The organism is Pelagibius sp. (assembly GCF_965249265.1).
Lineage (GTDB): Bacteria > Pseudomonadota > Alphaproteobacteria > Kiloniellales > Kiloniellaceae > Pelagibius.
Genome location: NZ_OZ252224.1, coordinates 2,861,923 through 2,884,783 on the forward strand (window position 1 = coordinate 2,861,923; position 22,861 = coordinate 2,884,783).

Below are 22,861 nucleotides of genomic sequence, written 5' to 3' on the forward strand. Positions count from 1 at the left end.
ATGAACAGCAAGACCGTCCCTCGACAACGTGGAGGCTGCCTAGCACCGACTGACCTGAACCTGATCAGAAGACCGCTTGAGTTCATTGCCGAGGACCATTTGCGCGAACGCCTCATCTGCGCCGCCCTGGACAGGATTGCCGATAGCCCCCTTCCCGACCGCGGCGACCTGGAAATGGTGCTGAGCTTTCTGGAGCTGGAATTCAGCCTCCACCACGCCGACGAGGAAGACGGACTCTTCCCCTTAATGCTGAAACGCTGCGAGCCGGAAGACGAGATCGACAGAACGATCCTCCGGCTTCAAGCCGCGCACCGCGAAGCCGCCCTATCCAAGCCGGAAATCCTGGTGCTGTTGCGGGCTCTCCTGCACAGCGGCGACTCGCCTGACATCGAGGCGCGGGATTTACTGCGCGCGTTCGCCGCCAGCGAGCGTCAGCACCTCATCGTCGAGAACGCGATCATTCTGCCGATTGCGCGGGTGCGTCTGACGAAGGATGACCTGACGGCGCTAACCAGCGGCATGCAGTGCCGGCGCGGTTTGGATCAAACATCTTAAGCCAAGCAAAGGTGAGCCTTACCGAACCCCGAGTTTGCTCAACAGGCGGTCGCGCTTCATCAGCCACCAGCCCGACTCGATCGGCCACATGCCGTGGTTTTCATCGGCCTCCAGCTCCTTGGCTGTATGGAGTGGCCAGTTCGGGTCGGCAAGAAGCTCTCTTGCCAAGGCAATCATATCGGCCTTGCCGGCGCTGACGAGATCCTCGCAGACATTTGCATCCCAGAGGAAACCGACAGCCATGGTTGCCATCTCGGCGTCCGCCCGGATCCGCTCGGCAAAGGGCACCTGAAAGCCCTGTTCGATGACCATTCGGCGCGGCCGGTCCTTGCCGCCGATGCCGCCCGATGAGCAGTCAATCATGTCCACTCCCGCTGCTTTGAGCGCTTTTGCGGTCTCGACCGTATCTTCCACCTCTATACCGCCGTCGAGCCAATCGGTCGCTGACAGGCGAAACGCCAGTGGATAAGCCTCTGGCCAGTTCGCCCGAATGGACTTCGCCACTTCAACGGCAAACCGGCGGCGGTTTTCACCGTTGCCGCCCCAGCGGTCCCGGCGCTGATTGGCGATTGGGGACAGGAACTGGTGCACCAGAAATCCGTGTGCCGCATAGACCTCGATGATCTTGAAACCCGCCTCATGGGCACGCCTGGCGGATTCGCCAAACGCGGCGACAACCCGCTCGATATCGGTCTCCGACATCTCCATCGGTGCCGGCCAGCCCTCCGCATAGGGAATGGGCGAAGGCGCGATCGCCGTCCACGGCACCTCGTTCCGCTCGGCAAGGTCTTCATGATCGACAGGCGTCTCGCCATGCCAGGGCCGCCTCTCAGAGGCCTTGCGGCCGGCATGGCCAAGCTGGATGCCGGGAATCGCGCCTTCCTGGCCGATAAACTCGGTGATCGACTTCAGGTCGTCTATCTGCGCGTCCTGCCAGAGCCCGAGATCGCCATGCGTTCTTCTGCCTTCTGCTTCGACAGCCGTTGCTTCGGCGTAGACCAGCCCCGCCCCGCCAATGGCGAAACGGCCAAGGTGCACCGCGTGCCAGCTGTTGGCATGGCCGTTCTTTGCCCGGTACTGGCTCATGGGTGAAACGGCAATGCGATTCTTGAAGGTGATGCCGCGCAGAGTGAAGGGAGAAAACAGAATGGCCATTGATGATCGAATCCTTATCGCAAGACGCTGTCACCGATGTACCAGGATTGTCACCCAAGACTGAAGTAACAGATTGGTGGGTTACGACATTTGATGCGCGGCGCACCGATGTCGGCTCCTGAGCAGCAGGGCTTGGGCTAGGTTCGCGCAATCTCACGGATCAGATCGCTTGTTTCTGGTCTCGACGTTTGGTGTCGATATCGAAGTGCGGCAACCTTGCGAGATACTTCAAGGCCTTCGATTGGTATCGACACCAGGCCTTTGTCTGCGGGAATTGCCGTGACCGGCAGGACCACGGCCCCTGATCCTCGCCGAGCAAGTTCGATCAACCAATCGACGCGATTTGACCGATAGGCCGCGTAGAGTTCGTGACCATGTTCGGCACATGTACCGTGCAACACGTCGCGCATTTCGCAATTCAGCCGGTCGAGCATGTCTGTATTAGAAAGGTCCGAAAGAGAGACAGCAGACAACTTCGATAACGGATGTGCGTTTGCCACGACCACTTTGTAGTCTTCACTATAGAGCGAATCTATTCGATAGAGATCCTCACTGACCTTTTCGGCGGTGATCACGACATCAAATTCACCGTCCCTCAATCCGGCCAGCAATGCAGAAGCAGATGCAACGATCAACTCGATCTCGGCTTGTGGCAATTGCGCACGAATACGCTCCATTGCGGCCGAAATTCTGTTGTGACCAATCGTTTCGCCGACACCCACAGAGATTGGAACCCGCTCCAATCGCATGTGCCGAACCGCCTCTGCCTTGGCCTCCCGCGTTTCATCGCAAACCTTTCTGAGCCTTGGTTGCATGAGCTTGCCGAGAGCTGTTAGCCGACATCCTGCCCGATCCCGCACAAACAGGGCACCGCCGAGTTCGTCCTCCAGCTTCTTGATGGCAGTCGTCAAAGAGGGTTGGGAGACATTGGAGGCGCTGGCTGCGTGGGTGAAGTTGCGATGTTCGCAGACCGCTAAAAAATACCTGATCTGGTTCATCTCCATCGTCATCTCCTCAGTCGGTCTTATTGGCACTGCCCATCAAAGCAAGTTCCATAGTCCATGCCTATCAAAGAATAGACGCTCGGAATTGGAGTCTTGTCCGTCTGCCATGGGAAAAAAGCGCATCGAAATCAGACACGACGAAACTCAAATCAGGAGACGAGCATGAAAAAGCAATTCCTTCAGACACTGGCCGCACTGACCCTCATGACAACATCCGCAACCGCCCAGGAAAACGCAATCGAGGAAAACGCAATGGACAACAGAACCGCCAGCTACATCGCCATGCCCGCCGCAGAGGGACAAACCGAAGCCTTCGCTGAATTTCTGGCTGGGGCAGCACCGATCGTGAAGGAGACCGAACCGGGAACGGCACTATGGTTCGCACTGCAGGCGGACGATACGCTTGCAATCTTTGACGTTTTCAAGGATGAAGAAGCACGCGATGCGCACTTCTCGGGCGCTGTTGCAGCTGCACTTCATCAGAATGCTGACGCGTTGGTTGACGGGGGGTGGCACGCAGGCGTTGTCGCCAATATCAGCAGTTCAGACGTGTTGTCGGTGAAGGCGCCCATCGATCTCTATTCTGCGACGACCGCAACCTACATCAAACTCAAAGCGGCACCGGGGAAAGGCCCAGAGTTGGCGGCTTTGCTGACCGCAGCCGGTCCGATCGTCACTGACACCGAACCCAAAACCCTGTTCTGGGTAGCGCTGTAAATCGACGAAAACAACTTTGCGATCTTTGACATCTTTGCTGACAACTCAGGTCGCGAAGCTCATTTCGCGGGTCAAGTCGCCGGGCTGCTGAACGAAAGAGCTTCGGAACTGGTCGTTGGCGGTTGGGGCGACGGCGTTGTCGCAAACGTCAACAACTTCGATATCCTCGCCATTAAGTAAGGAGCAAATCACTCGATTAAGCAGCGCCCGGTATTTTTGTATCGGGCGCCTTGCTGTTTGATATCGGATGCTCACCTTAAAGCCGCCGTTCGAGCAACTGCAACGAAGGTTCACTTCGTCCGCCGCTTTGCTCGCAGCTACAACCTTCATGGGCACAGGCCCAGATACTGCCTCTGCAGCCTGAGACGCAAAAAAGCCATCCTGGGGTGGCTTCTTTCGTTTTCGTTTCGGTTGCGTGATTTGACGCTGCGCAGACTGCACGCCGGCTTTTCGCCGGTTCTGCTGCGGATCAGGTGGCACCGCAGGCCGCCCCAACCGGCGCCCACCTCATCCCGAGCAACACCTGCCGACCATGGCATGCAGTTCGGCGTCGGCGCAGCCTGATAAAACCCTAAGGCGATACAACTGTTTGATCTTTCCTATTAATCCGCCGGGGTTATGCCTTTAGTTTAGGTAGCTCTGACTTTTGGTCCCCCTCGCCGAAATCATAGTGCTTATGCGCTCTGGCCCGCCCAAGAGGCTCAACGTTAGACTTCTCTTGAGATCCGGTGGAAAGGATTCGCTTCACCGGACCAGCAACGCCGAGGCGGCCCGCAGAAGGCCGATGCGATACGAAGCGGCAGATTGGGACATGTTCTTGGCCTAAGCAATCGGGAGGGGGGCACGGGAATGACGTTGGAAAAGCCGGGACGGTCTCGATGACCGACCGCGAACTCACTCTCGATGAAGTCCTGAGCCGCAATCCCAACGCTTTGGCTGATCTCTTGGTCAAGTTGGGCAACAATGACGCTGGCCTCGCCGCGCTGGTGCGTGGCCTGGAGGCGGCATCCTACCCCAACCCCAATGGCTCCGAGTATCGGCGCCCGGCTCTACCGGTCGCAGGAACAGTACACCCGACCAGCGAACCCTTCATGGTCGGCGAAAGCGCCGCCATGAAAACGGTCTTCGATACCATTCGCCGGTTTGCAAGAACCGCCGCACCGGTGCTGATCCAGGGCGAAAGCGGGACCGGCAAGGAGCTGGCGGCACAAGCGATTCACGAACGCTCAGCCTACGCCGGGGGGGCATTCGTCGCCATCAACTGCGGCGGGCTGCCGGCATCCCTCATCGCTTCGGAGCTCTTCGGTCATGAAAAGGGTGCCTTTACCGGCGCCAGTCAACGCAAGATCGGCAAGCTGGAGGCGGCCAATGGCGGCACCTTGTTCCTGGACGAGATTGGCGACATGCCGCTGGAACTGCAGCCCCATCTCCTCCGCTTCCTTCAGGAGCAAACCATAGAGAGGGTCGGCAGCAACAAGCCGATTCAAATTGACTGCCGGATTGTCGCCGCGACGAACCGTGACTTGAAAAAGCTGATCAATCGCGAGCAGTTTCGTGAAGACCTGTTCCATCGGCTGAACTGCCTGGCTCTGACCCTGCCGCCGCTGTGCGAGCGCGGCGATGATATTGCGTTATTGGCTGGTTTTTTCGCGAAGATCTTCGCAGGTGAGATCGGCAGCGGCGAACGCTTGGTCTCCGACGCCGCTTTGGTGGCCATGCAAGGCTATCATTGGCCAGGCAATATCCGCGAGTTGATCAGCAAGATCCGCCGCGCCGTCGTCATGACCGACAGCAAATGGCTCAGCGCTGAAGACCTGGGGTTGGCCATGCCGGCTGCCCGCGAGGTATCAAACCCTTCCGCCGCCGGTCAATCGCATAAGGCAATCGAGATCGGCCTCCCTTCAGCGGCCGACATGTTGGACCGCCAGCATCAACCCTGTGCCAAGATGCGTACGACCTTGGAGGAAGCCAAGGCGCGAATCGAGGAAAAGCTGGTTCGCGACGCCCTGGGCAAGAACGCGCACAACATCACCGTATCGGCCCGTGATCTCGGCGTTTCCCGGGTGACGCTCTATCGATTGATTGAGAAGTACCGCATCCGGTCCGGGCCGGTTTCATCATCTCATTGAATCCAATGCAAGAACTGGCGATCCGCTGATGATGCGTTACCCCGCTGTTGGATACAGCTTTCTCGGTTTCCCGGCGTATTGCGCCTTGAATTTCACACGCTCTATGATTGACAATGACTGATGACCTAGGGGGAGTCGGAAATATCATGGTCATGCAACCCAAATACGCCCGAACAGTGATCGGTGGTGGGGCCGGGTTGTGCCTGACGCTGCTTAGCTCGACAGCTCTGGCCCAACAAAGCCCGCCGCAGCCCGGGCCCATGACCGTCGAGCAGCTGTTTGAGCTGATACAGGTTCAACGCAAGCAGATCGAAGCCCAGCAACAGCGCATCGAGCAGTTGGAATACTCCATCCGCGGGATCGCCGGCACCGGGCAACCCGGCGGCGGTTCCAACTTCAGCCAGGTAAACTACAGCGGACAACCGGGTCAGGGCGCCCAACAGGGCCAGCAACCGCAGCAGAACCAGCCCAATCAGCAGGCCCAGGGCACACCGGAGCAACCGGTCGGCGAAGAGGACCGCGACGCGCAGCGCAGACGGATCGACGTCTCTGGCGTGCAGGACATCGGCGGGGTTCTGACCCGCAAGAACCATTTGGTCTTCGAACCCTCCATCGAATATGAGAATACCAGCAGCACCCGTTTCTTTTTCGACGGCGTCGAGATCATCGAAACCGTGCTGGTCGGCGATATCGAGGTCTCCGATGCCGACCGCCAGTCGATAACTGCCGCGGGCACATTTCGTTACGGCTTGACCAGCCGCTCCGAAATCGAAATCAAAGTCCCCTTCGTCTATCGCAACGACGACGTGACCCAGGAAGTTATCGGCGGCTCAAGCGGCGCAACGACCAGTAGTCTCGATGCCGCCAACATCGGCGATGTGGAAGTAAGCGGGCGCTATCAACTGAATTCCGGCCGTGACGATTGGCCGATCTTCATTGCCAACGCGCGAATCAAGTCAAACAGCGGGCGGGGGCCCTTTGACGTCAGCCGCGACGACGACGGGATCGAGACGGAGCTGTCGACCGGCTCGGGTTTCTGGGCGATTCAACCGGGCTTGACGATGATCTACCCGACCGACCCGGCAGTTTTCTTCGCCAATATCAGCTATACGCACAGCTTTGGCGAGGATGTCGATGAAACGATCGGCGATTCGGAAATCGGCGACGTGCAGCCGGGCGACGTGATCGGTTTCGGTTTTGGAATGGGCTTTTCTCTCAATGAAAAGGCTTCTTTCAGTGTCGGTTACGCCCACGACTTCGTTTTCGAGACGGAGCAGGAAATCGACGGCGTCACTTTCGATTCCGAGAGTTTCGAGGTCGGGCGCCTGAGCCTCGGCTTTTCCTATGCCCTGACGAATGATTTCAACATCAATCTGAATACCCAGATCGGCGTCACCGACGACGCTCCCGACGTGGTGTTGACGTTGCGCACCCCCCTCACCTTCGATCTCAATTAGAGGGCTTTGCGCCGCGAGCACAGAAAAACGGGGGCTAAACGCCCCCGTTTCTCCATTCCTACGCCTTTGAAATCTATCTAACGAATTGGGTTTCGCAGACCAGCCGATGCCTGACTCATCTAGCGCGACAGGCTGCGGATGATCGACTGCTGGGTTTCCATCGGCATCCGCCGACCGTTGCCGAGCGCGCGGCCGCCTTTGTGCACATGACGCAGGCCGATGATGTCGATCGCCAGCGTCGAAATGTTTTCGATCTGGACCCCATCTTGGGTGTTCAGGATGGTTGCAGAGATCCCGTCCGGACCCGCCGCATGAATAATATCTGTAAGCCCGCCATCACTTCCGGCAACCGAAATAGAGTTGAGGTTGGGAACGACACCGTTCCCACTGACGATATCGTTGAGGGAAAGTACGGAAGTGAGCTGGGGGATGCCGTTGACAAAGGTGCGGAATTCGAACCCGAAATCGACCTGCAACCCACCGGCGGTAATGAAGCCGCCACGCTGTTCTTCAAGGATCTCCTTCTCAACGACCTCATGCGGTGCGATCGCATGACCGCTCGCCATCGCCACTAGGACGTTACGCGGATTTTCACAAGACGATCCCGCACCGATGGCCCCGCTCTCGGAAGCGCAATCCCGATCCCACTGCGCAGTCTGCGTGACCATCCCCGTGCTTGAGCAAGCGGTGGTCAGAAAGGCGAGAGCCGCCACTGCCGCCAAAGACCTTGGAAAAGACCCTGAGCCCATCAGGAGTCTTGCGAGATATGAAGATGCTATGGGTGTCGACATCTGGCGCCTCCCTTAGCGTGTACCTGCCCCTGGCAGGTAGATTGTAATGTTGGCCAAGCTGCTCTGGCTAACCGCGGACCCGAAAGGTGCCTGCGGATGGGCGCCCCAGTCATCCACCAGATTGAAGTTGGCTTTGGCCACCTCGACCTGGGTGCGGACGACGAAGACGATATCGTTAGCCAGAAGTTTCTGAAAATCCGCACGCTTATAGCGCTGGATACCACGCGAGGGATCGCCCACCAGGACATGATGCGGCGTCACCCCCTTGATCACCACGAAGTGTTTGTAACCACGCAAATCAAGCAGAACGATCGCCGGCACGCCAACTTCCTGGAGCTTGTCGAGCGACACCCGGAACCCGTCGGCGGTATAGCCGCGGGCATCGAGAAACTGCTTCATGTCGAGCAGAGAGAACCCCTGTGCCATGATCTTCTGACGGTCACCGACAGCAAACATCGCCTCGAAGACTTCCACTTCCTCTGTCGGCCGGTCGTAGTGATACGACAACAAGGTGGCGACGGCCGCCGAGCCGCAGGAGAAATCGCGTTCCTGCCGAACAACCGTCTCCCACTTACGCTCCTTGATACTCTTGACCTTCAGATTGAAGGCCATGCCGCCGGCGGAGACAAAACGCGTCTCGCCCGCATCCGCCGGCGATTCACTCAGCCCAAGCAAGCCAACCAGTAGAACCGTGCTTGCGAGCACAGCCCCGCCCCGCCGGCCAATCGCCCGAAAAAACATCGACGACGTTGTCATGGCGCGGCCACCGTGCTGTCGATAACCGTGACGGCAATCACGTTCTGATGTTGCATGGCGACATTGCTGCCGGTGTTCATGACGTTCAACGACATGACCTGATTGGCAAAAGTATGGCTGCCGAGGGTGATTTCGCCACCAGGGCCAACCTCTCCGATATCTGGGAAATTAACGTATTGGTACTGGGCGCCAACTGCCGTCGCCAGGGCTGATTCATCAAGCTCGAAGGCCTTGCCCCGTTCAGCCGACAGAGCTTGGTCGTCGACACTGCCCCAGTTGGAGAAAGCATCCTCCGCCAATACGGGCGCGGTCCCCGCAGCGCCGAAAACAACCGCAGTGATGAGTAAGGCAGGAAAACTGAAAAGTCTGATCTTGATCGTCATAGCAACGCCTCCCGAGCATCGCGTTTCCACTGTACTCTCTCCCACCGGTGTCCGGTGGGGCCGAGGCCCCACCGGTCCGGCGTACCTGCTGAACAGGTTTCAGCTTTGGCTTAGCTGCCGCCGCTGAAGGAGATAGCTATGGTGTTCGCACCCTGCTGAGCCGAGTTGATGCCAGAATTGATGTTGTTCTGGCTCATGACCTGGTTCTGGAAGGTGTTGTTGCCGAAGTTGTTGTTCAGCGCATTCACCGCACCACCGCCGATGCCGGCGTTGCTGTCGCCGGTCACCATGGCCGTATTGGTGACGGTCTGGCTGAGCGCGGAGGTGCTGACCGCCGAGTTCAGATCCAGGCCGCCCGGACCACCGAGGTCGAGGGACATGGCGACGGTGTTCGCGCCCTGCTGAGCCGAGTTGATGCCAGAATTGATGTTGTTCTGGTTCATCACCTGATTCTCGAAGGTGTTGCTACCGAAATGGTTGCTCAGGGCGCCGTTGTTGGGGCTGCCGTGCGGGTTACCGCCGACACCACCACTGTCTTCACCGGTAGCCTTGGCGGTATTGGTCAAGGGATCATTCTTCTTGCCCTGGGTCAGATCCGCAGAGGCTTCCGAGATGTTTTCATCAACCGCACTTGCGCTGTCGGCAATCGCCAGAGCAGTGGTGTTGCCACCCTGCTGCGCCGAATTGATGCCGGCATTGATGTTGTTCTGGTTGATGACCTGGTTCTCGAAGGTGTTGTCGCCGAACTTGTTGTTCAGGTTGTTCGGGCCCGGGTTACCGCCAATACCGAGGCCGGTATCGTCGTCACTGCCGGAGAAGCTGTTGTCTTCGGCTGTGTTGGAACCCGTCTGAAGACCGGTTGAATTCGCGTAGGCGAAGTTCAGATCGGTTTCCGAAGGCGATGCATCGATGGCCATGGCAGAGGTGTTCATGCCCTGCTGGCCGTTATTGATGCCGGCGTTGATGTTGTTCTGGTTGATGACTTGGTTCTGGAACGTCTCTTCGCCGAACTTGTTGAACAAGGAATTCGTCGGCTCCGGATTACCGTCATTGTCGAACCCGCCGACGCCGTCGTTGTCAAGGTCATCGGTTTTGGCTGTATTGTCGAAGTCCTGCGTTTGATTGGAATCCGAAATCGCGATGTTCCAGTCCTGAACACTCTCGTTGAAGAAACGAGTCCGCTCATCGGTGTCCACCGCGAGAGCCAGGGTATTGGCACCCTGTTGGGCGGAGTTGATGCCGGAGTTGATGTTGTTCTGGTTGATCGCCTGATCTTGGAAAGTCTCGTTCCCAAAGTCGTTATGCAGGGATCGTTCTACATCGCCGCCAATACCACCGTCTTCCTCGTTGTCAGCTTCGCCGCTGTTATTGGCGGTGTTCTTGACTTTCTGGGTGCCCTTTGAGCGGGACGCCGCAAGGTTCAACTCATATTCCTCAACCTCGATGCCGTCCTGATCATCGACGGTCGGGCCGATATCCAGGGCATCGGCAAATGCGTTCACCGCCTCGCCGAGGTTTTCCTGCGTGTTGTTATTCAGGTCCAGAACGCCGAAGGACGGCAGGTTGTCGACATCACCGACACTTGCAGCGATCGATACCGTGTTGGCGCCCTGCTGTGCGGAGTTGATGCCGGCGTTGATGTTGTTCTGGTTGATCACCTGGTTATCAAAGGTCTGGTTGCCGAAGTCGTTGCGCAGCGAATCATCGACTTCACCGGCGATGGCATCGTTGTCTTGATTGGTTGTGATACCTGCGTCGCTGGAAAGCGCGTCGTTCTCAACATCCTGGTCCAGGTAATTGCCCGAAAGAGCGACGTTGGCGGAGAATTTCGCCTTTGCGCCGTCAAGGTCAACCGAGATAGCAGCCGCATTGGCGCCCTGCTGGGCCGAGTTGATACCGGAATTGATGTTGTTCTGATTGATCGCCTGATTTTCGAAGGTCTCACTGCCGAACTCGTTGTTCAGCGAGTCCCGCGCCTGGCCTGCAATACCGTCATCGTCTTCGCCACTTACTTCATCATCGGCATTGACGAAGGCGTTGTTCTCTACCTTCTGATCGGCAATGGTGCCGGCCTTGGCAAAGTTCACATCAGGGTCCGAGGTATCGGATAGACGGACGCCATCGCCATCAATGGCGATCGCAGCGGCGTTGCCACCCTGTTGGGCGGAGTTGATGCCGGAGTTGATGTTGTTCTGGTTCAGCACCTCATCCTTGAAGGTCTGGTTGCCGAAGTCGTTGTTCAGCGAGTTCTCGGCGCCGCCGCCGATGCCATCATTGTCATCATTGGTTGGACCAACTTCGCCGTCATTGACGACGGTCGAGTTGAGCGTGTTAAGGCTCACCGCCTCATTCACGTCGCCGGCCAAAGCGGTGCCGCCCAGCCCCGCGACCAGTGCGAAGACGGAGGCCCCCGCGATCAGAGACTTTCTCATTGTTTTCTCCTCTTGATGCGTTATCCGGTTCATAGCCTCCTGCCTGGAAGCGCCTTAACCCGAAGGCCTCCCCCGACAGACCTGCACCCCTTGGATACCCCTCGGGCTCGACCTCTACGGGACCTTCCGGCCGGGGATCCACAAGACACGCGCACCCCCGTCGCAATACACAGCAACCGCCGTGCCACAACGGCGACACAGGTCTAAATCATTGTATTTCATAATTTTATGGTGATTTTCTGCGCCGCGTTCTGATGATCGAACCGCTTTTCGGACCGGCCTCGCGTTACAGCTTGTACAGCGGCTATACGGTCTGTATCGGCCGCGTAACAGATTCAGGCTCTCAGAGACCGTGTGGCGGCGATACTGCGCGTCGAGAGTCGGCGAATACCCCTTTTTTGCCGTGCCTTCAGGCCGTCGGCAAGCCAGCCGCCACGCAGAGCTTCAGTGTTACATCCGTGTTACAGGTGTTAAGAGAAATGACGCCGCCTCGACGCGAACCATGGTCGCGGCAACGCCCGGCCCGGCTTCAGCGGCCACCGGTTGTAGAGATGTTGCTGCGGCTCTGGCCCGCCTGCGTCGGCTGGGGCGCACCCGGTTTGATCGGCTTGAGTTCATCCCAGAGAATGACGCCGTGCTCCCGCGGCCCTCCCGGGTGCACCAGCCCTTGCTCCGCAAGGCCTCGGGCCTTTAGCAGTTCGAGTTCCCGATCGCTCACCGCCGGTGTCTCGTCATCGAGAAACGCCATCAGGGCCAGCTTATCTTGCGCCAGTCCGATCGTTGCCGCCGGGACAAATACGACGGCGCTGCCTGCCAGCATCAGGCCCAGAATCCTCAGAACCATTTTTTCCCCCGCCCAAACTGGCATACCCGCAACCATCGCGGCGCGGCCATGCCCCAGTGCCCGGAAGAATGCAAAGCAAGCGGCATGCCATTGCAGGCAAGACCGGGCAGTCAGCCCGTCATCTGCTGTCTCAGGAACCGGGAAAGAACTGACGGAGCCTCATTTCCTGACCGACCGCTTAGCGCGAATCAACATGGGGGTGCGGGTCAGGGATTTCGGCGGCGGGTGCCCGCCGCTCAGAACAGGCGTGCGGGCCCGGTCCGGGGACCCGGCCCTGCAGGAACCGTTATGCCTGGCCCGGGAAGGGATAGATCTTGGCTTCTTTCCCAGTGGCGTCGGTGGTCAGAGGCGCAGCGGCCGGGCGGCTTGCTAAGTCCGGCTCTAGCACCTGCGCAGCCACTAAGGCAGCCTGCACGCGATTGGCAACGCCGAGCTTGCGAAACACCGTCCGAAGCTGGGCCTTTACAGTGCCTTCGGCAATGCCCAGTTCTCGGGCAATGATCTTGTTCGGCTTACCCTCGGCAAGACGCTCGAAGATCATGCGCTGGCGTCGGCTTAGGGCCGGCAGCGGCTCGCAAGGTCCACGTGGAGCGGCCGGATCGACGGCTTCCACCTGCTCCTCGCCGCGCGCCATCAGCGCCTCGACCGGCGCATAGGTACCGCCGACGAGAATAAGATCCAAGGCGCGTTGCAGGACCGCCAGGCTATCGCTCTTCGGGATGTATCCCCGGGCGCCTTGTTGCATTGCCCGGCAGGCATCCGCAGGATCGTCTGATGCCGAGATCATGACCAAGGGGATACTCGGCCTGATGGCAACCAAGCCGGCAATACAGTCGGCGCCCCCCATCCCGGGCATCCGCAGATCACAAATCACCAGTTCAAGCCCCGGCTCGGCCTCCAAAATGGCTACCAGGTTTTCCCTGTCCGCCGCTTCGAGCACCTGTGTCTCAGGCCCAAAAGTGTCCTTCAGGGCGCTGCGAAGGCCATCCCTGAAAAGCGCATGGTCGTCTGCCAGAGCAATCTTCATCGGTCTTCTCTCCCATCGACCGTGACGATTCAAACTTAGCGGAGCCCAATTGCAGTGTCGTTACGATCACACCAGAAGAGGTGTCAGATCATTTCAGAGGCAGTTAAGGACAGTAAATCTGCCTTCGCCGGCATGTCTCTTCTCGAGACAATAATACGATGAATCGCAAACTACCTGTTGTCTGCAGCACCAAAAAAGGCTGCCGAAGCTGTCCTAGCGGGTATCACTCCCAGGGACTTATTAAACGTCCGGAGCATACCACGAATATTTGTGCCTACTGGCTGATTACTACCCTGAATAGTAAGATTTAGCATTCAAACCCCGAATAAGGACAATAGCGGTTTGGATGAACGGAGTACAGGACCATTCGCCCTGATTACCCACTGTGCGCTAAGATGTGATTACAAACGGGTTTTGAAGTCAGAAGAATGGCCTGCTGCCGTCTCGCAAGACCACTGCGTGATACGGCAAACGGCAATCAGCAGAGTCCCTTCAACCGGGCCACCCAATGTCGCACGAGGCCGGTTGCGCTTGCCCGATGCCAGTCTCCGGATTTAATAATCCGCTCAAATTCGCGCGCTAGGTCGGTAGCCTGAGGCACGCCGAAGGGGCGCCCGGTTCCCTTGATGTCATGGAGGTGTGCCGCAACGGCGGCGGAGGCATCCTCGAAATCCAGACTTCCATCCTGTAGTCCGGCGGCCAGGGCCTCCATCGCATTCAGCCTTTGCGCGAGATCCGCCCGGAATGCGGCGAGCATGGCCGCGGACTTTTCCTCGCCCCCGCTCAAGGCAAAACCAGGGCCGGTAAAGATGCGTCACCAGCGTCGTGGCGCAGCCGCCGGCCAGCATACAAAGATGCACCGCCTTCCGCCGGCATGTCCGCAGTATCGATGTGGGCCCAAGTACGCGCCGCCGCATCACTCTCGGAGATGCGGTCGTGGCACCACCGCACCACCTCCGCTAAGCGCCGGCTGCCAGCGACGATGTCCGTCGCCCGCTCAACAGCGATCAGGCTCTCTCCAGGGGTCAGCGAATCCACCGTCTCGTCACTCCAGTCACTTGCCGCGCAAGTACTCGGGCCAGAACACTGCCACAGCCGGGAAGACCTGTATAATGATCATGACGCTGAGGAAGTCCAGGGTTGGGCGCCGCGAGGCTGTCAAATCTGTCCGCTTAAGCTCTCTTTTCGCCGGAGTTCGCCCTTCGGGCTAAAAAGGCTCCAGAGGAGCTTTTTCTATACGCTCTCAGCCTTCAAGTTATTCGCGCGCCCGTTGGTCGCAGCTATGACCTTCATGGGCGCAGGTTCAAATCCGGCCATCTCATCCAGAAACCAGCAAGGCCCCGTCTTTGAGACGGGGCCTTGCTGGATTGGTTGCGGGGGCACGCAACCAACGATGTCAGCAGTTCCTGTTTCAGGCTACGGCTTGAGCTTCAGCCTGCATTTTCCAACATTTCGTTGTCGATGCAATCAAGTGCTGGTGGCCGAAGAACTCCCGGCGGATTTTCCAGCTACCATTATGCGCAACCGGTCTTTCAAGTCGATCCGCTTGGTGGCCATTTCCGGCAAACGATCGGTCACCGTACCGTCTCCAAACGCTTAGCTCCTGTAAACGCAGCGCCCTGAGATAGGGACTTGCGTTCATCTCCTGTCTTCCGCTAACTAATATAAGCGATCAACCGCTTATGTTGAAGCAAAATCCATGGAGGCCAGATGTGTCCGATCCCGCGTTGATAGACCTTCGAGACGTTTCAAAGCGCTATAAGCGGCCTGACGGTCCCTCGTTCGATGCCCTGAAGGACGTGACCTGCACGATCCCAGCAAGCAGCATGACCGCGATCGTCGGTCGCTCGGGCAGCGGCAAATCCACACTGCTCCACCTGATCGCCGGTCTCGATCATCCCAGCAACGGTTCGGTGGACGTGTCGGGCGTTTCGCTTGGGGCCTTAAGCGAAGACCGGCTGGCGAAGTGGCGGGGTATGCAAGTCGGCGTCGTCTTCCAGTTCTTTCAACTCCTCCCCACCCTGACGATCCTGGAGAACATCCTGCTCGCCATGGATTTCGTCGGAGCTGTCCCGGCGCGGGACCGCCGGAGCCGCGCGCTCGCCTTGCTCGATCGCGTCGGCATCGCCGACCAGGCGGGCAAACTGCCCGGCACGCTGTCGGGCGGCCAGCAGCAACGCGCCGCCATCGCGCGGGCCATCGCCAACGACCCGAAGCTCCTTGTCGCGGACGAGCCGACCGGCAATCTGGATACGGACTCCGCCGCCACGGTCATGGGTCTTCTGACCTCGCTGGCCGACGACGGGCGCGCCGTCATCGTCGTCACCCACGATGACGGTGTTGCGGCGCGCGCTGACCGCCTGATCCGCTTGTCTGACGGCATGATCGTCCAAGATACGGCCGGGGAACATTCGGCAAAGGCGGCTGTCCAATGAGCCCGCGTGTCCGGAAGGTCGTCAGCGATTTGACCGAACAGCCGGGGCGCGCGCTCCTCGTCTTCCTCGCCATCGCGCTCGGCGCGGCGGCGCTCACCGTTGCCCTCGGGGCTCGGTCGGTTCTGCTGCGCGAGATTCCTGCAAGCTTCGCCACGGCAGAGCCGCCCGCCGTCGTCGTCTGGCTTGAGGATGTGGACAGTCAGGTTCTCGAAGGCGTGCGGGCGCTGCCGGACGTTGTGGACGCCGATGCAAGGCGACTGGTGCGCACACGGGTCGAAGTTGCGCCGGGCGACTGGCGCACATTGCTCTTGTTCGGCGTACGGGACTTTTCCGATCTGCGCGTCTCGGCATTTGAGTCGCTGGAAGGTGGGTGGCCCCCGGAGCGCGGCGCTGTCCTCGTCGAGCGATCCGGGCTCCCGGTGCTGGGTGCTGTTACGGACGTTGGCCCGAACACCAGCGTTGGCGACGCGCTCACCGTGCGGGTTCCAGGCGGCGCATTGGCGTCCCTGCCGATCAGTGGCATCGTACACGATCCCGCCCTTGCGCCCGGCTGGCAGGACAATGCGGCTTACGCCTACGCAAGCCGCGCAACCCTGTCTGACCTCGGCCTCGGCGCTCATCAGGACGAACTGCGCATCACCGTGGACGGCGACCGGTCGATGGCTGGCCGCGTGGCCGACAATACGGCGGACTGGCTGGCCGAGGCGGGGTACGACGTCCTGCGCGTCGAGGTTCCGCCGCGCCGCCATCCGCATACCGATCACATGACGACGATGCTGCTGCTCCTGAGCGTGTTCAGCGCGCTGGCGCTTGTGCTGAGCGGCGCGCTTGCGGCGAGCGTTATTGCCGCCTTCCTGGCCCGACAGGCCCGCCAGATCGGCGTGATGAAGACGATAGGCGCGCGATCATCGGATATCGCCACGATCTATCTCGCCATGATCGCCGTTCTGGCCGTGCCGGCCATCGCCATCGGCCTCGGCGCCGGTTTGCTCGGCGCCCGGTCGTTTTCGACTTATGCCGCACAGCAGCTCAACCTTGATGTGGCCAGCTTTGCGGTGGGGACACCGATATTGCTGGCGATCATCTGTATCGGCCTGGCCCTGCCGCTTATCGCCGCCGCGATCCCAATCGCCCGCGCCGCGCGCATGCCTGTCCAGAAGGCCTTGCAGGACCCCGGCATCACGGCGCCCAGGACACGCGGGCGTTCCAAGACACGCCTGGGCCGTTTGCTCAGTGGTCTGGGGCGACCCACCGTGCTGGCCGTGCGCAACAGCTTTCGCCGCCCGGCGCGGCTTTGGGTGACGCTGTTCGCCCTGGCGCTGGGCGGCGCGGCGCTCATGACGGCCGCCAATGTCTATGTCAGCCTGATCGCCGCCGTCGACCGGTCGCTGGACCGCCGGGGTGATGACATCGATGCCCGGCTGTTGAGGCCCGTCGACGCTACGGTCCTTCTCGCCGACATAAGCGTCCTGCCGGGCGTCTCCCATGCAGAAGCCTGGGGCGGCGCTCTGGTTGCGCTGAACACGCAAGGGGGCGCCGACCGGAGCCGCGGGCGATACGGTCTTTTGGCGCCGCCAGCCGACACCGCTTTGCTTGATGTGCCGATCGTCGAAGGACGTTGGCCGCAGGCTGCGCAAATCGGGGAACTGGTCGTCAACCGCAACCTTCAGGCCATAGAACCCGCGCTGGTCATCGGGGCCGACGTGCAACTCGCGCTTGGTCCGCGTTCTGTAAATGGGCGCATCGTCGGCGTCATCGAAGAGGTCGCCGAGCCGTCGCTTTACACGAACCCGCCCACCTTCGCCGAACTGGCGGGCGCCGACGGCCTTGCTGGCGTCATCCGGGTCGCAGCCGATCCCGGTACGGAAGACCGCCTTGCCAGCCAGATTGAGGAGGTGATCGTGGACGCAGGCTCTATGCCGGCGCTCCTGTTCACGCGCCCGGCCTTGCGGCAGGCCATGGTCGACCACTTCGCGATCCTGCTGGCGTTACTCTCGACGGCAGCGCTCGCGGCAATCATCGTGGGTGGATTGGGCCTTGCCGCGTCGATGGGGTTGAACGTCCTTGAACGGACGCGGGAGATCGGCGTCATCCGCGCCGTGGGCGCGCGCCCGGCGGCCGTGCGCACGCTCATCCTCACCGAAGGCTACGCCATCGCGCTCGCCAGCGTTCTTCTTGCCGGCGTGCTTTCGGTCCCCTTATCGATGGCCGTCGCCTATAGTGTGGGGAATCACGGTCTTCATCTGACCTTGCCGCTGGTGTTTTCGCCGATAGGTGTTCTGGCGTGGACCGTACTGGTTGCTGTGTTGACGCTGATCGCCTGTATGGGACCGGCGCGACGCGCTATGAGGACGCCGGTTTGTGACGCCATCGCCTATGAATGAGGCTGAAGGATAAATGGGACGCGCACGCACAGTCGAAGACGAGGACATTCTCAAAGCGGCCCGCCTGGCGTTTGTCGATCGCGGTCAGCTCGCCACGACGCGCGAGATCGCTGAGGCGGCCGGCATCTCGCAGGCCGTGCTCTATCAGCGCTTCGGCTCCAAGGACGATCTCTTCTTCACCGCCATGGCGCCACCGCCGCCGGATCTTGACAACCTGCTTGGCGACCTGCCGCGCGAGCCCGAGGAAACGGAAGCCTATCTCGCCGATGTCGCCGAGCGTCTGTATCGGTACTTTGAAACGGTGGCGCCGCTCTTCGTTCAACTGGCAACCCACACGGCGTTCCATTCGGATCACCTGGCCGACGCACACGGGCCGATGATGGAGTCCGGCTTGGTCGGCGCCCTCAGCACACGGCTTGGCGACCTCGCCGAAAAGGGCTTCATCCGCAGCGGCGATGGAAGCGCCATGGCTGGGCTACTGATTTCGGTCGTGCACGGAGAGGCTTTGTCCGCCGCTCTGCTCAAGACGCCGCCAGATGAGAAACGCCGACGCGAAACGATCAAGCTCATCTGGCGCGGTTTGAAACCGACCGACATGCCCGAATAGCATCACTCTACCTAAACACCGCGCACAATCTCTCGGTCCGCTGGCCAGTGTGGATGCAGATCATCGATGGCATAGGCGTGGCTGTGGCGCGCACCATCGACCCCGCGCCGAAGGCGGCGAGCGTCAAGGCCAGGGCCTCATCGCAAAGGCCAAGGTCCTGACGGACCAGCAGCGCCGAGGCGACGCCGGCCCGGATCAGGTTGAGGGTGACGAGCAGAGTGCGCCGGGGCACCCGATCGGCGAAGGCCTGCGCCACGAACAGGGTGCGGTAGGTGCGGTTGAACAGGACACTGAGCATCGTGGGACACTCACAAATACTTCGAAATGGCCTTCAGCTCCTCGCGGTCGGTGTCCGCGTCGAGGCAATGGTCGATGTGATCGTGGATCAGCTCGCGTTTCGCACTGGCGATCGCTTTTTCGACCGCCTCGAGCTGCTGCGCGACGTCCAGACAGGAGCGCCCGCCCTCTATCATCGCAATAACGCTATGAAGATGGCCATCATATCGCCTCAAACGCGTGACAATAGCAGGATGGGTCGCATGCCGACCCTTGTCTTCATCTGTCATCAAGACTTGCTTAACTTCCCCGGGGGGATAAGACGGTCTCACGTGCGCGCATATCCAAGAGACTGACAAGCTTGGCCAGACAACCCGTCCACTTCAGGACAAAGCCTGCATTGCGCCTCCTGGTCGCGCTGACGACCGCCCTCGCACTGATCCTTGCCCCGCTTGTCCTCACTGTGACTCATGGCCCTTCGGCTCATGCGGCAGTAGTCGCTTTTGAGATTGATGGGCACAACCATGCACACAGCGATGCGTTAAGCCACACCCATAGCAATGCCAGCCATGACAGTCTCTCAACGCAACCGCAGATGACTGCCGATCACGGTCACAGCCACGGCGAGATCGCCGACCTGTTCTGGCAGTTACACGGACATGGCCACAACGTGATCGACCATGATCACAGCCATGCTTTTATTGAACCAGCGGTGGGTCAGAGGGACATTCCCAAGTCCATCGATCAAGCCGCTCCGCCAACCGATATGCGTGGCGCCACGAAAGCGCCGCCAACACTGCCTCCACGCATCGCTCCCATCCGGCTCGCCTAGACCAGCCTGCCGCGTCCCATGAGACACGGCTTGCCCTGGCGAACCGTCTGAGCAGGGCGCCCTGGCGCCATCATCACAATGCTTCGGAGACAGTCTCGATGTTCATCAGAGCAGCGCGCGCGCGGCGCGAAATCCTGCGCATGTTCACTTTCCAGTCAATCCATCCGGCACCAGAAACCCGGCGCGCCATCAAACTGGCCGTAGATCGCGATCTGCAAGCCCGGATCTTGCCCCCAAACACCCCAGTTCCGCCACGCCGGCGCATATTGCGCTATCTCAAAGCCGTGCAGGCGGCAACCGGTTCATGGCGCACGGCACTCCTATCCCTACCGCACGGCGGTGCCTGGACATCGAGCGGAGGGTCCTTCCGCCTGGCCGATATGATCGGCATCGACATGTACGATCTTTGCGACACTGCCCTAACGCGACAAGGCAGGCTAACCTATCTAGAAGTCGGTGCCGGCTGGGCCGGGTTTGCGCGCAACGACCAAAGAGTCGATATCGACGGCGTGGCGGGCCTCGCCAAGCGCTATCACAGCAACCTGGGCGATCATGTCGCACTGCACTTCACCAACATCACCCGATGGCACGGGACGTCCGGTCTACCGACCGGCGTTAGCGAACACCCCTTCATCACGGCAGCATGCCTTGGGGCGCTTGAAGCGCGCGGTGTTCCACCCAACAGCGTCGATGTGCTTTATTCCCAAGCGGCCGCTTATTTCGAGCCCGACCAAGCACGGTTCCTCCAGACGGTGGCGCGTCTGCTGCGCGATGACGGCGTGCTGCTCTACAATTTCCAAGATGAAATGTCGGACGTGGTTCTGAGCACTGCGGACCGGCTTGGTCTTGTGTGCGATGCTCATGTTCATGTCGGCGGTATGAACGGCGAGATCGCTCTGTTCCGCAAGCAGGACGCTGCGGACATAGTGGCTACCCCTCAGCAAGACCGGCCCACCGACAGTCAAGCTTGGCTGACTGCCGCAGAGTAACAAGCAACCAGCAAAGTCAGGGGCCGGGCCGATGTGCCCTGCCCTTCTCGCATACGGAAAGAAACATCCAAGACATTGAAGAGATAGACAGATGAACAGACGAGAATTTGCGTTTTTCGGGCTTACAAGCCTATCTGGCCTTGCCATCGGCCCGGCCCACTCCGAGACGGCGGCGAGTGCGCTGTTGCACCAGGTAACTTCCAACCTCGCACAGAGACATGCCGAAAATTTGGCGATCCCTCTGAGCTGGGTGGCGCGGCAATTTTCAGGCCACGATCCGGTTGCACAAAGGGTCGCCGCCTTTCACCTCATCCAGCATGTACCGTATCGGCTGACCCGCTGGACGGGCGATCCGGACAGCCTGTTTCAGGGTTGGCGCGGCGATTGCCGCCACAAGGCGTTCGCCCAGATGCGGCTTTTCTCAGCGCTTGGCATGCCCGTGTGCCATGCCAAAGTGCGCTTCGACTGGGCGGATCTGCCCATACCAAGTTCCATTCTTGCTGAATTGCCGCAGACGCTTGGCGTTCACGACACCGTCGAACTGGTGCTGGACGGACAGCGAATGATTGTCGACCCGACCTGGGATCCGACGCTGGCGGCAGCGGGTTTTCCCGTGCTAGCGGCGTGGGACGGTCGCTCGCCCACACCCTTGGTGACACGCGGAGAAATCACCATCGCCTATCCCGACAGACTGCCCGACGGCGTCGGCATCTACGACCATCTCGGCGTTCCATGGCCAAACCGCGAACGCACACAAGCGTTCAACCGGGCCTTCAATGCCTGGCTCAACACTTTGCGGACGTAGCGGACATGAAATCATGGGCATGCCAAGAGCACATGATCACACATTGACAAACAATGCCGCGCCAGCCGCTTGTCAGCTTGCGCGGCAGTCTTGAAAAGACAGAGCATCACTGGCTGGATCCATAAACGGTTGGTTTAGACACCTGTTTACCCTGGGGGCGTAGCATGAGAGCCATCCCAACAAGCAAGGTCACCATGTTCATCCACGCACACGAAGGCCAGGCCAACAATTTCCATCTGCTGCGGCACGCCGCCGCCTTTTGCGTGGTGCTGACCCACAGCTACTCGATCGTGACTGGACAATACCAGTCCGAGCCTCTGGTGTCGTGGACAGGTAGCTCGATCGGGCACTATGCAGTAGACGTGTTCTTCCTGCTCAGCGGCTTCCTGGTCACCCAAAGCCTGATACGCAACGACGATCTGCTCCGCTTTGCAGTAGGACGCATCGTGCGCATCTTCCCCGCACTGATCGTCACCGTGCTGTTCACCGCGCTCATTCTGGGTCCGCTTGTATCGACGGTCTCCATAGGAACCTACTATACCGACCCGGCCGTGTGGCAGTACATCGCCGGCAGCGGTTCCACCTTACAGACCGATGTGCGGCTACCTGGTGTGTTCACAAATCTGCCTGAGACCAACGAGGTCAATATACCGCTCTGGACGCTCAAATACGAACTGGCGGCTTATCTGCTGCTCGGCCTTCTCGTCGCTATCAGCCGCCTTCGGATCGGGTATGTGCTGTACGGCATCATGCTGTTGCTGCTGGCCGCCTATGTGTGGGGCCGATTTCAGCAGCCCTGGCCTGTGTCGGAAGGTGCCGTCAACAATCTGCTGCATTTGCTGCCGGCCTTCTTCATCGGCTCGGCGGCCTTTCTGTTGCGCGGGCATATCCCGCTAGGACCTGCGCTGACCATATTTTTGGGCGGCGTGGCCTTTCTGTTGCGAGACACCGTCGCTTACGAAATTGCCGAAAAGCTGGTTTTCGCCAGCGTCGTTCTGTGGCTGGCGTTCCTGCCGTCGAAGATCAGTGAGGCGTTCGCCCGCCGGGGCGACTATTCCTATGGCCTCTACATCCTGGCCTTTCCGATCCAGCAGACGGTCTTCATGCTTCATCCAGGCATGGCACCATTGGTCCTGTTTGCCATTTCAACGCTGATCACCTTATCCATCGCGGCGCTGTCCTGGCATCTGATCGAGAAGCCCTGCATGGGTTTGCGCGACCGTCTGACCGAAACCGTCCGGTCATTGGGCATGGTTCGAAGCTTGGCCGGCAGGCGGAGGTGA

General features: G+C 59.9%; 24 protein-coding genes. 11 read left to right on the forward strand and 13 right to left on the reverse strand.

Translation table 11 applies throughout. The features are described from left to right. Nucleotides 1-555 carry a hemerythrin domain-containing protein gene (locus tag ACP146_RS13625; protein WP_422367307.1) on the forward strand — a complete coding sequence of 185 codons (555 nt, stop codon included), beginning with the start codon at nt 1-3 and terminating at the stop codon, nt 553-555. Nucleotides 556-573: 18 nt separating this feature from the next. Here the strand turns inward: ACP146_RS13625 and ACP146_RS13630 are convergent, their stop codons facing one another. Both ACP146_RS13630 and ACP146_RS13635 read right to left on the reverse strand, forming a co-directional pair. After that, nucleotides 574-1,710, reverse strand: coding sequence for an NADH:flavin oxidoreductase/NADH oxidase (locus ACP146_RS13630; protein WP_422367308.1), 1,137 nt, complete (start codon nt 1,708-1,710; stop codon nt 574-576). Between the two features lie 137 nt (nt 1,711-1,847). Beyond that, nucleotides 1,848-2,714 carry a LysR family transcriptional regulator gene (locus tag ACP146_RS13635; protein ID WP_422367309.1) on the reverse strand — a complete coding sequence of 289 codons (867 nt, stop codon included), beginning with the start codon at nt 2,712-2,714 and terminating at the stop codon, nt 1,848-1,850. A gap of 162 nt (nt 2,715-2,876) precedes the next feature. Here ACP146_RS13635 and ACP146_RS13640 point away from each other — a divergent pair, with 162 nt between their 5' ends. Continuing rightward, nucleotides 2,877-3,431 carry a putative quinol monooxygenase gene (locus tag ACP146_RS13640; RefSeq protein WP_422367310.1) on the forward strand — a complete coding sequence of 185 codons (555 nt, stop codon included), beginning with the start codon at nt 2,877-2,879 and terminating at the stop codon, nt 3,429-3,431. 45 nt (nt 3,432-3,476) lie between these two features. Here ACP146_RS13640 and ACP146_RS13645 read toward each other — a convergent pair whose 3' ends face one another. Further along, on the reverse strand, nt 3,477-3,761 hold the full coding sequence (locus tag ACP146_RS13645; protein WP_422367311.1) for a hypothetical protein: 285 nt from the start codon (nt 3,759-3,761) through the stop codon (nt 3,477-3,479). Between the two features lie 398 nt (nt 3,762-4,159). Here ACP146_RS13645 and ACP146_RS13650 point away from each other — a divergent pair, with 398 nt between their 5' ends. Next, nucleotides 4,160-5,560, forward strand: coding sequence for a sigma-54 interaction domain-containing protein (locus ACP146_RS13650; RefSeq protein ID WP_422367312.1), 1,401 nt, complete (start codon nt 4,160-4,162; stop codon nt 5,558-5,560). Between the two features lie 146 nt (nt 5,561-5,706). Beyond that, nucleotides 5,707-7,017: a transporter gene (locus ACP146_RS13655; protein ID WP_422367313.1), complete on the forward strand. Its 1,311-nt coding sequence runs from the start codon at nt 5,707-5,709 to the stop codon at nt 7,015-7,017. Nucleotides 7,018-7,136: 119 nt separating this feature from the next. Here ACP146_RS13655 and ACP146_RS13660 read toward each other — a convergent pair whose 3' ends face one another. The 8 genes from ACP146_RS13660 to ACP146_RS13695 all read right to left on the reverse strand — a co-directional run bounded on the left by ACP146_RS13660 (nt 7,137) and on the right by ACP146_RS13695 (nt 14,288). Beyond that, nucleotides 7,137-7,808, reverse strand: a complete 672-nt coding sequence (locus ACP146_RS13660) for a hypothetical protein (protein ID WP_422367314.1) — start codon at nt 7,806-7,808, stop codon at nt 7,137-7,139. Nucleotides 7,809-7,820: 12 nt separating this feature from the next. After that, a complete protein-coding gene (locus ACP146_RS13665; protein ID WP_422367315.1) occupies nt 7,821-8,513 on the reverse strand; it encodes a C39 family peptidase in 693 nt (230 codons plus the stop codon). Nucleotides 8,514-8,560: 47 nt separating this feature from the next. Next, the gene (locus tag ACP146_RS13670; protein WP_422367316.1) at nt 8,561-8,947 is read right to left on the reverse strand and encodes a hypothetical protein; all 387 of its coding nucleotides are present in this window, start codon (nt 8,945-8,947) and stop codon (nt 8,561-8,563) included. A gap of 110 nt (nt 8,948-9,057) precedes the next feature. Then, on the reverse strand, nt 9,058-11,379 hold the full coding sequence (locus ACP146_RS13675) for a hypothetical protein (protein WP_422367317.1): 2,322 nt from the start codon (nt 11,377-11,379) through the stop codon (nt 9,058-9,060). A 529-nt stretch (nt 11,380-11,908) separates the two neighbouring features. Then, entirely contained in the window at nt 11,909-12,223 is a 315-nt protein-coding gene (locus ACP146_RS13680; RefSeq protein WP_422367318.1) for a hypothetical protein, read from the reverse strand. Between the two features lie 286 nt (nt 12,224-12,509). After that, on the reverse strand, nt 12,510-13,250 hold the full coding sequence (locus tag ACP146_RS13685) for a response regulator (RefSeq protein ID WP_422367319.1): 741 nt from the start codon (nt 13,248-13,250) through the stop codon (nt 12,510-12,512). Nucleotides 13,251-13,728: 478 nt separating this feature from the next. After that, nucleotides 13,729-14,007: an Hpt domain-containing protein gene (locus ACP146_RS13690; RefSeq protein WP_422367320.1), complete on the reverse strand. Its 279-nt coding sequence runs from the start codon at nt 14,005-14,007 to the stop codon at nt 13,729-13,731. Nucleotides 14,008-14,033: 26 nt separating this feature from the next. Next, entirely contained in the window at nt 14,034-14,288 is a 255-nt protein-coding gene (locus ACP146_RS13695) for a hypothetical protein (RefSeq protein WP_422367321.1), read from the reverse strand. A gap of 674 nt (nt 14,289-14,962) precedes the next feature. Between ACP146_RS13695 and ACP146_RS13700 the strand changes: the two genes are divergently transcribed. Genes ACP146_RS13700 through ACP146_RS13710 form a run of 3 tightly spaced genes read left to right on the forward strand, consistent with a single transcriptional unit; the run spans nt 14,963 to nt 18,676 of the window. Continuing rightward, complete coding sequence (locus ACP146_RS13700) at nt 14,963-15,685, forward strand: ABC transporter ATP-binding protein (protein WP_422367322.1); 723 nt, start codon at nt 14,963-14,965, stop codon at nt 15,683-15,685. Continuing rightward, entirely contained in the window at nt 15,682-18,069 is a 2,388-nt protein-coding gene (locus ACP146_RS13705; RefSeq protein ID WP_422367323.1) for an ABC transporter permease, read from the forward strand. The genes ACP146_RS13700 and ACP146_RS13705 overlap by 4 nt, the downstream gene beginning before the upstream one ends. A gap of 13 nt (nt 18,070-18,082) precedes the next feature. Continuing rightward, nucleotides 18,083-18,676 carry a TetR/AcrR family transcriptional regulator gene (locus tag ACP146_RS13710; RefSeq protein WP_422367324.1) on the forward strand — a complete coding sequence of 198 codons (594 nt, stop codon included), beginning with the start codon at nt 18,083-18,085 and terminating at the stop codon, nt 18,674-18,676. 7 nt (nt 18,677-18,683) lie between these two features. On the opposite strand, the gene ACP146_RS13715 is transcribed toward ACP146_RS13710, so the two are convergent. Beyond that, nucleotides 18,684-18,974, reverse strand: a complete 291-nt coding sequence (locus ACP146_RS13715; protein WP_422367325.1) for a hypothetical protein — start codon at nt 18,972-18,974, stop codon at nt 18,684-18,686. Between the two features lie 10 nt (nt 18,975-18,984). Next, a complete protein-coding gene (locus ACP146_RS13720; protein ID WP_422367326.1) occupies nt 18,985-19,242 on the reverse strand; it encodes a metal-sensing transcriptional repressor in 258 nt (85 codons plus the stop codon). Between the two features lie 71 nt (nt 19,243-19,313). Here ACP146_RS13720 and ACP146_RS13725 point away from each other — a divergent pair, with 71 nt between their 5' ends. From ACP146_RS13725 to ACP146_RS13740, 4 genes are all read left to right on the forward strand, one after another. Beyond that, the gene (locus tag ACP146_RS13725) at nt 19,314-19,784 is read left to right on the forward strand and encodes a hypothetical protein (RefSeq protein ID WP_422367327.1); all 471 of its coding nucleotides are present in this window, start codon (nt 19,314-19,316) and stop codon (nt 19,782-19,784) included. A gap of 98 nt (nt 19,785-19,882) precedes the next feature. Then, nucleotides 19,883-20,773 carry a methyltransferase domain-containing protein gene (locus ACP146_RS13730; RefSeq protein ID WP_422367328.1) on the forward strand — a complete coding sequence of 297 codons (891 nt, stop codon included), beginning with the start codon at nt 19,883-19,885 and terminating at the stop codon, nt 20,771-20,773. A 91-nt stretch (nt 20,774-20,864) separates the two neighbouring features. Next, a complete protein-coding gene (locus ACP146_RS13735) occupies nt 20,865-21,578 on the forward strand; it encodes a hypothetical protein (protein ID WP_422367329.1) in 714 nt (237 codons plus the stop codon). A 164-nt stretch (nt 21,579-21,742) separates the two neighbouring features. After that, on the forward strand, nt 21,743-22,861 hold the full coding sequence (locus ACP146_RS13740; protein WP_422367330.1) for an acyltransferase family protein: 1,119 nt from the start codon (nt 21,743-21,745) through the stop codon (nt 22,859-22,861).